The following is an 11,736-nucleotide window of genomic DNA, read 5'->3' as shown; positions in this document are numbered from 1 at the left end:
TCTAATAAATGTATAAAAATACATATAAGTGATAGAAACTATCATAGCATAACATCAGTTGAAGTCAATAAGTCAGAGAAAAAAAGTCAAAAATTGTTGTAGAGCGTAAAACCATTTATTCAAATTACTTGCAATCCAAGGAAGAACAAAGTGGAGAAGGAGCAGCAGCCATTTTCTAAACACATCTATTTGAAAGGATGCTTAGAAAATAACGGATAATGAAGAAAGAAAGTAGCTTCGCTTAAACGAGAAACAGGATGTGCAATGACAAAATAAAAAGTGGTTTTAAACAAAGTAGCAAAAACGAAACATAAGACATTTTTTGGATTTCTTGCGATAATAAAAGAGAAGAGGAGGCGATAGAATGAAGGTCGTATTGATTCGACATGGTGAAAGTGAAGCAAATTTTGAAAATTACTGGACAGGGTGGCTAGATGTTTCTCTGACCGAAAAAGGCCGACAACAAGCTTGGGCTGCGGGGGAACAGATCAAAGCATTGGGGATTTCCTTTGATTTTGCCTTTGCATCTGTGCTGCAGCGAACGATCATCACCTGCGATGCCGTTCTGGAAGCCAGCGATCAGCTTTGGGTCCCTGTGAAAAAAACATGGCGCCTAAATGAACGTCATTATGGCCAATTAGTAGGGGTCAATAAAGATGAGATGGTGGCAAAGTATGGAAAAGAACAGGTGCAAAAATGGCGACGTGGATATGATGAACCGCCTTTATATGTGGAGGAAAATGATTTAGACCGACGCTATGATTCTTTAGACCCTCGCTTGATACCTAAGGGAGAAAATCTGGGGATGGTGGTGGCGCGAGTAGTCCCTTTTTGGCAAGACCAGGTGGTTCCGTTACTTAAAGATCATAAGAATATTCTCATTACTGGTCATGGGAACAGCTTGCGGGCGTTAGTCAAATACTTGGAAGACGTGCCAAAAGATGCCATGGATACGATCGATATTCCTAACGCACAGCCGATCATTTATGAGTTTGATAGCCAAGCGAACATGATTGAACGGGCGTAATAACGAACATTTAAAGAATAAACCACATTTTCGTTTGATGTTACATCGAAAATGTGGTTTTGTTGTGCTATAATAAGAAAAATTTTATGAAAGGCGGGAGGATATGAAAGCCGTATTAACCGTTATTGGAAAAGACAAGGTTGGGATCATTGCTGGTGTTAGCCAGAAATTAGCAGAATTAGAAATCAATATTTTAGATGTGTCCCAAACGATCATGGAAGATTACTTCACGATGATGATGCTTTTAAACATGGATGCCAATCAGGATTTTGATGGTGTTCGTGAGGAGCTTCACCAAATTGGTCGTACATTAGGTGTAAAAATCAGCATTCAAAATCAAGAGATTTTTGATACCATGCACAAATTATAGGAGGCACTATGGAGACAAATCAAATACTTGAAACCATTCGCATGGTGGAAGAAGAAAACTTAGATATTCGTACCATCACAATGGGGATCTCATTATTGGATTGTATTGACGCCGACATTGATCGTACTTGTGAGAAAATTTTTCAAAAAATTACAACAAAAGCGAAAGATCTTGTCAAAGTCGGCGAAGAGATCGAAAGTGAATATGGCATTCCGATTATTAACAAGCGGATTTCGGTTACCCCTGTAGCGATCGTAGTGGCAGCTTGCCAGCCGACACCCGCAGACTGTATTAAAGTTGCGAAGACCTTGGATCGAGCGGCGCAAGAAGTCGGAGTCAATTTCATCGGCGGCTATAGCGCACTAGTAGAAAAAGGCTATCAAGGCGGCGACCTTGCATTGATCGAATCGATTCCAGAAGCCTTGGCTCAAACCAATTTTGTCTGTTCGTCGGTCAATATTGGATCAACGAAAGCTGGGATCAACATGGATGCAGTACGTCTGATGGGAGAAACAGTCAAGAAGACGGCTGAGGCATCAGATATGGGCTGTGCGAAGCTCGTCGTCTTTGCGAATGCAGTGGAAGACAATCCCTTTATGGCGGGGGCTTTTCATGGGGTCGGTGAAGCTGATGTGGAAATCAACGTTGGTGTCAGCGGACCTGGTGTCGTCAAACGTGCCTTGGAAAAAGTCAAAGGCGAGTCCTTTGATGTCGTGGCGGAAACAGTCAAAAAAACAGCTTTCAAGATCACGCGGATGGGGCAAATGGTCGGGCGCGTGGCTTCCGAGCGCTTGGGCGTTCCATTCGGGATCGTCGATCTTTCGCTGGCACCAACTCCTGCAGTCGGTGATAGTGTGGCATTGATTTTAGAAGAAATGGGTCTAGAATCTGTCGGTACCCACGGAACTACAGCGGCTTTGGCCTTGTTAAATGATGCAGTAAAAAAAGGCGGCGTAATGGCATGTAACCATGTTGGGGGTCTGTCGGGTGCCTTTATCCCCGTTTCTGAAGACGCAGGGATGATCAAGGCTGTAGAAGCTGGTTTATTGAATTTAGAAAAACTTGAAGCCATGACGGCGATCTGTTCTGTCGGTTTGGATATGATTGCGATTCCAGGAGATACTTCTGCTGAGACGATCGCCGCAATGATTGCGGATGAAGCAGCGATCGGCGTCATCAACCACAAGACGACAGCTGTCCGAATCATTCCAGCGAAAGACAAAAAAATCGGCGACCGCATTGAATTTGGTGGATTATTAGGGACGGCACCAGTGATGAAAACCAATCCTGCGCAGTCTACTGATTTCATTTTACGTGGGGGACGTATTCCCGCTCCGATCCATTCATTCAAAAATTAATTTGTACTCCTTTAATAGGAAAATATGATAAAATGACCTTTAAAAGACCAACCAAAATGCTGTCTTTTAAAGGTTTTTTAGTCATGTAACTATTTTTTTCATGCTTAAGGCGGATGTTTTATCATTTGAAATCGAATACAATGAAAGATAACACGATGAAAAGGGGTGGTAAAATGAAGAAAATCTTCCAACTTGGGATGTTGGTTTTTGTTGGTTTGATGGGATTTTTTGTCCTTCAACCATCAATTGCCTTTGGACAGACATTTGTTCGTGATGATGCCGGGGTCCTTTCACAAGAGACGATCAAACAGATCGATGCTTTGAATAAAGAGGGCTTCCAATCATTGACTGGAGCGCCAGAATATGCTGTGATCACGATCCCTTCTTTAGATGGGCAATCGATTGAAGAGCGTAATTTGGAACTGTTCAATGAGTATGGTTTAGGAAATCCAGAGGACAATAATGGACTATTGTTTCTCTTTGCCATTGACGATCGTGAATTTCGTCTGGGTTATGGCGATGGACTATCCTATGTCTTCAGTGATCTATCGGAAGATGATTTAGTGGATGAAGATGCCAAAGACGCATTACGAGATGAAGATTATGATACAGCGATATTGGCAGCTTCTAATGAAGTCTATCAGCGAATGAAAGAAGCGGATGAAACGATTGGTTTAGGGACGATCTATCAAGATGGCAAGCAAATGTTAGCAGAAAAACAGGCACAAGAAGCAGAAGCCACTAAGCAGATGTGGTTCACTATTGGAAAAATCGTCAGTGGTGTCGTAGCAGCAGCAGCTGCAGGCCTTGTCGGGTTCATCAGTTTTCGCCATCTTAAAACCAAACGGCGTTTTGAAGAGCACCTGCCATTGCCGAAACATCTGTTAGAAGATAGTCACTTCCAACAGAAAGATTTCTTGAAATGGGCTAGCAATAGAAAGAACTATCAGCGTTACCATCAGTATCAGACAGCAAAAGATTGTCAACAAGCATTTACGCAGTATGTGACGAGGACTTATGTGCCAGCGAAATTGACTTCGGTCACTGGATTGTCGACAGCGGATAAACGAATCATCCAACACGGCTTGACGAATCCAGCAATTGGCGCCTATTTTTCAAACTTGCTGATGAAGAAACAAACCACGGTCAAACATTTCGGTCAGGTGATCCTTACACAACATGACACCTTAAAAACCTATGAAGCCCAATTAGGCAGGGAAGTGTCTGAACGGATGGCAGACTATGATTTAACTGATGCGGTGTTACCCGAGAATCTGCCTTTAGCAGATGCTTATCGAGCAGAAATAGCCAAGCAAGCCAAAGAAGAGATCAGAAGACGCAATGAGCAAGGGCGATACTTAGCTCAACTTGTGACGGAAAAAGCGACCTATCCTGAGATGGTACAAGCCATTCCAAAAGAAGTTTCTGATGTTCTAGCGGAAGTGAAAACAGATGCCTTGTTCCAAGTTGACTTGAAACAGGTTTATCAAAATCACCCAGATTTAGCGAACAAATTATCCTCATTTGATGCTTCTGATCGAGCAGCCGTTTTGAATAATGCTCGCCAAGAGTATGACCCCCATGGTATGAATATGGCGTTGTTCTTTGTGATGATGAATAATCATGTGACCCATCAAGAACAAGTCATTGCCGATACGCAAAGTTCTTCGAATGATTTTGGCGGCTTTAGCGGAGGAAGCAGCAGCGGTGGCGGTGTTTCTGGTAGCTGGTAATTTTTCGTAGTGAGGAACGTTCATTGTTCTGCAATGCATTCGCTTGCATGTAGGTTTGTGCAAGCGGAAGGATTGTATGGTCAATGGCGTTTTTTCTTGTAGAGGAAATCCCTTGATAAATAAGACAAACCAAACAAAGTGTGGTAAACTTTTTAGAGTTACTGAAAATGAATGGAACTTTCATTCATTTGAAAAAGGGAGAAAACGAGGGATATCATGTACCAATCTTACATATGGGATTTTGACGGAACACTTTACGACAGCTACCCAATCATGTTAAAAGCTTTTATCAAGACATTGAAGGAGTATGGCTTTGATCCAGATCCAGCGGAGATTTATTATATACTGAAAGATTCATCATCCAAAAAAGTTGCTGAAAAATACAACTTAGATTTTCAAGAGTTCACTAAAGCATTCAAAGCAAATGAAGCGCTGGATGATCGTTTGCCGCTTTCCTTTGCAGGAACCAAAGAAACATTAGAAGCCGTGGTTGCGGCTGGCGGAAAGAACTACATTTTGACCCACCGCGATGTCGTCTCGACGAAAGAACTGTTAGAAAAAGAACAGATGGCAGACCTGATCGTTGAGATCGTTGGCCCAGAAAACAACTTCCCCCGCAAACCGGATCCAACTTCCCTGATTTATCTTGTTGAAAAGTATCAACTAGACAAAGATCAGACTGTCATGATCGGTGATCGCACGATGGATGTTTTTGCAGGACAAGGAGCAGGTGTCAAGACGATATTTTATGATATAGAAGGTCTCTTAAAAGATGTATCTGCCGACCATACCGTCCAATCAATGGCTGAAATACAAGAAATCATTAAGTCTTGAGAAATCAAGGCTTTTTTTGTGGTGAAAATGTTCTTTCCTGTTCATTGATAACGATCATGAAATTACTTGTCACAAAAGGTATGAGAACGTCGACTTTTTTTAAAATCGCTGGGTGAAATACCATAATAGGCTTTAAAGACTTGAAAGAATTGACTGCGATCAGAGTAACCTAACAAGATAGCAATTTGATCGATCGAATGATCAGTATGCAACAAGTATTCCTTAGCTTTTTCCATTTTTTGCATCTTGACATAATCAGAAAATTTCATGGATGTATTCTTTTTGAAAAAAGTGGATAGATAAGTGGGATTGTAATGAAAATGACGTGCCAATTTTTTTAGTGTGATCGAATTTAAGTGTAGCTCAATATAATCAATGATTCCTTGAATATCCACCGATTCTTTTTTGAAAAGATTGCAGGAGGTAATCATCTCGTAGGACTGGCTGATGTCTTCAATCATGATTGCCAAAAACAAAGTAATGATTCGAGGGTTTTTGTCTTTTTTTTGCCACTCGTAGTAAAAATTGTTGAAAGAGTTTAACGGTGAGGTGTCTCGGCTTTTAAAATATATGTAAGGTGTTTTCATCGGTGTCTCGTAAACGAATGGAAAGAAAAAAGGACTTACTTCTTCGTTATTTTTTAAGGCTGGAAAAAGATCTTTTTTAATAAATTTAGGTGGTGCTTGAATAATCATGATCACATCATTGTCTGACTGATCGATATGAAAAGGAACGGAAGGCGAGATCATTACGAAGTCATACCGATTGATTTTAATACAAGTATTTTCAATAAATAACGAACCCTGACCACTTCTTACATAAATAAAAATGGCCTCCTCGTAGAATTTTCTTTGAATCACTGTAGGGGAACCCTTCAATTTAGTCATTTTAAAGGACTGTTCGCCTTTAAGGGTTTGTGGCTGAATTTTTTTCTCCTCGTTCATTATATGCACCCCTTTGCTAATCTCTCCCACTCAGTACAGGTGAAATTATAGCAAATTTTAGAAAGGATAATTTTCGTTGAAAGCGCTTTGACAATATTGGAACATATGATGCCAAGAAAGTGTCATTTATGCTGATTTTTCGAAAAAAAAACACTCACTGAACCAAAGAATCCCCCTCGTTTCCTCACCGTATACAGGCTATACTTTTCGTTATAGAAAACGATTTCAAAGGAGGTCATGAAAGAAGATGTCAGAAACAGTTTTAGAGCTTAAAGGTATCACTAAGACATTCCCTGGTGTCAAAGCACTTGATAATGTCCATTTCAAATTAGGCAAAGGCGAGATTCATGCACTGATGGGAGAAAATGGTGCAGGAAAATCAACCTTTATCAAAGTAATTACTGGCGTCCACCAGCCGGATGAAGGTGATATCTATCTTAACGGCAAGAAAGTATGTTTTAAAAATACCACCGAGTCAAGAGAAGCGGGAATTGCTGCCATTTACCAACACATCGTCGCATATCCTGATTTGACTGCTGCAGAAAATATTTTCTTGGGGCATGAGGTGACGAACGGTTTACTAAAAACACTTAACTGGAAGGCAATGAATGAGCAGGCGGATCGTCTTCTCAAAAGACTGAAAGCTAATTTTTCTGCAAAAGATCGGATGGGAGAGCTCTCAATCGCCCAGCAGCAGATTGTTGAAATAGCAAAAGCGCTCTCGCAGAAGGCCAATATCATTATTATGGATGAGCCTACTGCAGCTTTGACTGCTTCTGAAAGTGAAGAGCTTTATCAATTGGCGGAACGCTTGCGAGATGAAGGTAAGTCGATCATTTTTATCTCTCATCGTTTTGAAGACATGTATCGCCTTGCTTCAAAAGTCACCGTTTTTCGGGATTCACAATATATTGGATGTTGGGATGTGAACGGAATCGCCAACCATGATTTAATCGTGGCGATGGTTGGCAGAGAAATCAACCAACTCTTTCCAAAACAAACGCTGACTCCCAAAGAAGAAGTACTTCGTGTGGAGCAGCTGTCGAAGATTGGCTATTACAAAAATATTAATCTCAGTGTTCGAGCAGGAGAAATCGTAGCTCTGACCGGTTTAGTAGGGGCTGGAAGAACTGAAGTAGTGGAATCGATTATTGGAATCAGCCAAGCGGATCAGGGAACGATTTATCTGGATGGGGAAAAATTCGTTCCGAAAAACCCAAACCATGCGCTCTCTCATGGAATCGGTCTGCTACCGGAAGACCGTCAAAAAGAAGGGCTGATTTTAGATTTTTCGATCGGTGATAATATTACTCTTTCCAACATGCGAAAAATTAGCAATTCAATTTGGCTAGCGCCCAAAAAAGAAAATCAGTTGGCTCAGGAGTTATCGAATAAGCTGGGAATTAAGTGTCGAAGTATCTCAGATAAAGCTTCCACGTTGTCAGGAGGGAATCAGCAGAAAATCGTTGTTGCAAAAATGCTTACCTCTTCTTTGAAGCTGATCATTCTCGATGAACCGACGAAAGGAGTAGATGTCGGAGCTAAAGCGGCTATCTATGAAATTGTCAGCGATCTTGCTTCTAAAGGTTATGCAGTTCTAATGATCTCTTCGGAGATGCCTGAAGTTTTGGGCATGGCTGATCGTATCTATGTCATGAAGGAAGGGAAAATCACTGGCGAGATGTCAGTGGAAGAAGCCACACAGGAACGTATTCTGTCCCTTGCGATGATCGCCCAGGATGTTGAGAAGGTATCCAGCAGCTCTGAAAAAATAAAGGAGGTTATGTAATGGAACTTAATGAGTTGCAAAAGCAAAACGGATTTGGTATCAAGCGATTAAAAGATAAACTTCCTAATTCACGGGAACTTGGATTGATCTTATTTATTTTAGTAGCATCAGTATTTATCCAAACTCAAAACAGCAGTTTTCTGACAATGGTCAATTTGACCGATATGTTGACCAACACTTCTATTTTGGCTATTTTGGCTGTGGGAATGATGATGGTTTTGATCACAGGTGGAATCGATCTTTCTGTGGGGGCAGTTGTTGCTTTATCTGGGATGTCCTCAGCGGTTTTTATCCGAGATTTTCCGAACATCCCGGTTATAGTTGCCGTGCTCGTGGGGCTTTTCGTGGGGCTTTTCTCAGGACTGGTCTTAGGCCTTTTGATTGCTAAAGGAAGGATCCTGCCGATTATTGCCTCACTGGGGATGATGAATGTCTATCGCGGTTTAACCTACATCGTTGGTGATAATCAATGGGTCAGTGCTTTTCAAATGACTGATGCTTTTAAAGAGATCGCAACAGGTTCATTTTTAGGTATAAATCATTTGATTTGGGCAGCTTTCATCGTTCTGGCAGTCTTCTATTATATTTTGAATTTTACTAGAAGTGGACGTCGCATGTATGCTGTGGGATCCAATGAAGAGGCTACGGCGATCACAGGGATCAGTAAAGAAAGAACGTTGATTCTTGTATACATGCTCAATGGTTTGCTTGCTGGCTTAGCGGGTGTTTTATGGGTCAGTAAGTTTGCTTCTGCACAAGGAGATACTGCTTCTGGGTATGAATTAAACGTGATTGCAGCTTGCGTATTAGGGGGTGTTAGTGTTAATGGAGGCGTAGGGAAAATTTCTGGCTTGATTACGGGGGCATTACTTTTCGGTATCTTGAATAATGCTTTGCCGTTGTTAAATGCGTCAACCTTTTGGGAGGATGCGATTCAAGGAGTGGTCATCGTTGCTGCTATTGTAATGAATGTATTAATGAAACGCCGGTCGGATGCTACCGCACTGAAAAGGAGAGAATTGTAATGGCTAAAAGAAAAGAGACCGTTCCAGATTATGAAAAATCCCCATGGATGAGATTTCTTTTTTCTTGGGAATTTATTCTGCTTTTGATACTGGTGGGGATCCAAATAATGAACAGTATGATTTCACCAAATTATTTAAACGCAGGTTCCATAAGTACAGCGATGATGAATTTACTTGATAAATCTTTTATGATTTTTCCTATGACGATGATTTTACTTCTGGGGGAGATCGATATCTCTATCGGTTCAACCGTTGCTTTATCAGCAGTCGGCATGGGACTGGTTTATCAGCAGACCGGATCTATGGTAATAGCCATCGTTGTCTGTCTTATACTGGCATCTGTCTGTGGTTTGCTTAACGGGATCCTCGTCAATTTATTTCCTGAGTTGCCAACGATGATCATCACTTTGGCAACGCTAACGATTTACCGAGGGGTTGCTTATATATTATTGGAGAATCAGTCGATCTCAGGCTTTCCGGATTGGTTCCAACAATTGGGATGGGGAAAATTAGGGGAGATACCGCTGATTGCTCTTGCCTTTGGTTTTACAGCAATTGTTTTTTGTTTGATTATGACGAAGACAGCTTTTGGAAGAGAATTATATGCGATGGGAAGCAACAAAAAAGCAAGTTTGTTTTCAGGAATCAAAACGAAAAAGAATCTTTTAATCGTCTATACACTAATGGGGGCTATGGCTGGAATCACCGCTTTGTTTTTGTCTTCAAGAATGTCTAGCGTTCGGGCAGATATTGCCTCTGGTTACGAGTTGGAAGTGATTTCCATGTGTGTCCTTGGCGGAATCAGTACTAGTGGAGGCAAAGGAAAAGTTTTTGGTCCGATTTTAGGAACCTTTATCATTGGTTTCTTAAGGTATGGTTTGGGAATCATCAATCTGCGAGCGCAGACGATTACGATGATTTTAGGTGTATTGCTGATTATCAGCGTTTTAATTACTAGGTTTGATCTATCAAAAATCTCAACTAAATGGATGAAAAGAGGGACAATCAATGAAACTAAGTAAATGGATCGGTTTATCAATCGCCACAGCTGTCATGTTTTTAGCTGCTTGCGGCGATGGGCAGGAAAGTGCTGGAAATGTAGAGAATTCATCAGGAACTTACGCAATCGTGGCTAAAAGTGCTGGCAACCCGTTTAATGAGAAACAGATTGAGGGCTTCAAGAAGGCGATTGAAGAGCAAGGGTATCAAGTCATTGAAAAAACACCAGATCAGCCCACGGCAGAGCAGCAGATCAATATAATTCAAGAGTTGATCACACAAGGCGTGGATGGAATCGCCATCGCAGCAAACGATGAGAACGCATTGCAGCCTGCATTAAAGCAAGCAATGGATCAAGGCATTGCTGTCACGAGCTTTGACTCTGCAGTCAACCAAGAATCAAGACAGGCTCATGTAAATCAAGCCGACCCGAAAGCGATTGCTGTTGCAATGATGGATGCTGTCTTAGATCTGGCAGAAGGAGAGGGACAATTTGCAATTCTTTCCGCCACCAGTACTGCCACGAATCAAAATACTTGGATTGCTGGGATGGAAGAACTGATGGCAGAAGATGAAAAATATGCCGGACTTGAGCTTGTAAAAATTGCTTATGGAGATGACCTGAGAGATAAATCTACTTCTGAAACAGAGGCATTATTGCAATCTTTTCCTGATTTAAGGGTGATCATGTCACCTTCTACCGTCGGTATCGCAGCTGCCGCTAAAGTTGTTCAAGACAAAGGCGTTTCGGACAATATTAAAGTCACAGGACTGGGGCTGCCTTCTGAAATGGCAGCATACATTGACAATGATGTCTGCCCATATATGTATCTTTGGAATCCTATCGATATTGGCTATATGACCGGTTATTTGTTGACCGCATTGGCACAAGAAGACATTAGCGGTTCCGTAGGGGAAACATTTGAAGCAGGAGATTTAGGAACGAAAGAAATCACCCAAGCACCTGATGGCGGCACAGAGTCCTTCCTAGGAGAGCCGTTCCGATTTGATAGCAGCAACATCGACGAATGGAAAGAAGTCTATTAAAAAAATGGCAAAAAGAGTGCTTGAGGGAAACAAGCACCTTTTTGCATCTTAATCTGATTTACGGTAGTTTAATGGAGTCATACCAGTTCTTTTTTTGAAGAGACGACTGAAGTAAGATGAGTTTTTGATGCCGATTACCTCACTGATTTCTTTCATACTGAGTGAGGTAAATCGCAGCAGTTCTTTTGCATAAGATATTTTAGCTAAGAGATGGTATTCGATTGGCGGTACTCCTTGAAATTTCGTAAATTCTTTGCTGAGATGAAATTTATCACGATTGAAAGCTGTGGCTAGTTCGTCAAGGGTAACGGTTCTAGTGAGATTTGCTTCTAAATATGCACGAATCTCTTTTATATGGTAGGGAATGTCATCTTCAAAATCATTGGAATGATACTTGTTGAGGATAACCTCATTTAAGAGTTCGTGGATCAACAAAGATACTTTGAATTCGCTCTTACCACTTTTTTGCAAGAGCTGGTTTTGTATTTTTTGGATGATGGCTGGAATTTTTGAATTTGCAGACTGACATTTATTTGATCCTGATCGAAGAAAATAGTTGTAAAAAGTTTCTGTACCAAGACCATAAAAATGAATCCAATCCATCTCCCAT

General features: G+C 41.2%; 11 protein-coding genes. 9 read left to right on the top strand and 2 right to left on the bottom strand.

Annotation, left to right across the window (positions count from 1 at the left end; genetic code table 11):
* Nucleotides 1–364 precede the first annotated feature (364 nt).
* The 5 genes from IGI69_RS09030 to IGI69_RS09010 all read left to right on the top strand — a co-directional run bounded on the left by IGI69_RS09030 (nucleotide 365) and on the right by IGI69_RS09010 (nucleotide 5,322).
* On the top strand, nucleotides 365–1,027 hold the full coding sequence (locus tag IGI69_RS09030) for a 2,3-bisphosphoglycerate-dependent phosphoglycerate mutase (protein WP_438740537.1): 663 nt from the start codon (nucleotides 365–367) through the stop codon (nucleotides 1,025–1,027).
* A gap of 103 nt (nucleotides 1,028–1,130) precedes the next feature.
* Nucleotides 1,131–1,397 (top strand): ACT domain-containing protein, encoded by a 267-nt coding sequence (locus tag IGI69_RS09025; protein WP_005230142.1) that lies wholly within the window; start codon nucleotides 1,131–1,133, stop codon nucleotides 1,395–1,397.
* Nucleotides 1,398–1,405: 8 nt separating this feature from the next.
* Nucleotides 1,406–2,755: a PFL family protein gene (locus IGI69_RS09020; RefSeq protein ID WP_438740535.1), complete on the top strand. Its 1,350-nt coding sequence runs from the start codon at nucleotides 1,406–1,408 to the stop codon at nucleotides 2,753–2,755.
* 140 nt (nucleotides 2,756–2,895) lie between these two features.
* Entirely contained in the window at nucleotides 2,896–4,488 is a 1,593-nt protein-coding gene (locus IGI69_RS09015) for a TPM domain-containing protein (protein WP_438741518.1), read from the top strand.
* A 216-nt stretch (nucleotides 4,489–4,704) separates the two neighbouring features.
* Nucleotides 4,705–5,322 carry an HAD-IA family hydrolase gene (locus IGI69_RS09010; RefSeq protein ID WP_005230151.1) on the top strand — a complete coding sequence of 206 codons (618 nt, stop codon included), beginning with the start codon at nucleotides 4,705–4,707 and terminating at the stop codon, nucleotides 5,320–5,322.
* A gap of 62 nt (nucleotides 5,323–5,384) precedes the next feature.
* On the opposite strand, the gene IGI69_RS09005 is transcribed toward IGI69_RS09010, so the two are convergent.
* On the bottom strand, nucleotides 5,385–6,266 hold the full coding sequence (locus IGI69_RS09005) for a helix-turn-helix domain-containing protein (RefSeq protein ID WP_438740532.1): 882 nt from the start codon (nucleotides 6,264–6,266) through the stop codon (nucleotides 5,385–5,387).
* Between the two features lie 247 nt (nucleotides 6,267–6,513).
* On the opposite strand from IGI69_RS09005, the gene IGI69_RS09000 reads away from it, so the two are divergent.
* The 4 genes from IGI69_RS09000 to IGI69_RS08985 are packed head-to-tail and all read left to right on the top strand — an operon-like array spanning nucleotide 6,514 to nucleotide 11,126.
* The gene (locus IGI69_RS09000; RefSeq protein ID WP_438740530.1) at nucleotides 6,514–8,055 is read left to right on the top strand and encodes a sugar ABC transporter ATP-binding protein; all 1,542 of its coding nucleotides are present in this window, start codon (nucleotides 6,514–6,516) and stop codon (nucleotides 8,053–8,055) included.
* On the top strand, nucleotides 8,055–9,080 hold the full coding sequence (locus IGI69_RS08995) for an ABC transporter permease (RefSeq protein ID WP_438740528.1): 1,026 nt from the start codon (nucleotides 8,055–8,057) through the stop codon (nucleotides 9,078–9,080). Before IGI69_RS09000 ends, IGI69_RS08995 begins: the two co-directional genes overlap by 1 nt.
* Nucleotides 9,080–10,102 carry an ABC transporter permease gene (locus IGI69_RS08990; protein WP_438740526.1) on the top strand — a complete coding sequence of 341 codons (1,023 nt, stop codon included), beginning with the start codon at nucleotides 9,080–9,082 and terminating at the stop codon, nucleotides 10,100–10,102. Before IGI69_RS08995 ends, IGI69_RS08990 begins: the two co-directional genes overlap by 1 nt.
* Nucleotides 10,089–11,126 carry a rhamnose ABC transporter substrate-binding protein gene (locus IGI69_RS08985; RefSeq protein WP_438740524.1) on the top strand — a complete coding sequence of 346 codons (1,038 nt, stop codon included), beginning with the start codon at nucleotides 10,089–10,091 and terminating at the stop codon, nucleotides 11,124–11,126. Before IGI69_RS08990 ends, IGI69_RS08985 begins: the two co-directional genes overlap by 14 nt.
* 48 nt (nucleotides 11,127–11,174) lie before the next feature.
* Here the strand turns inward: IGI69_RS08985 and IGI69_RS08980 are convergent, their stop codons facing one another.
* Entirely contained in the window at nucleotides 11,175–11,729 is a 555-nt protein-coding gene (locus IGI69_RS08980; protein ID WP_142973293.1) for a helix-turn-helix domain-containing protein, read from the bottom strand.
* Between the last annotated feature and the right edge of the window lie 7 nt (nucleotides 11,730–11,736).

The sequence above is a fragment of the Enterococcus sp. DIV1083b genome (assembly GCF_051713705.1).
Classification (GTDB): domain Bacteria; phylum Bacillota; class Bacilli; order Lactobacillales; family Enterococcaceae; genus Enterococcus_D; species Enterococcus_D casseliflavus.
This window is presented reverse-complemented; position numbering and strand designations above follow the sequence as displayed.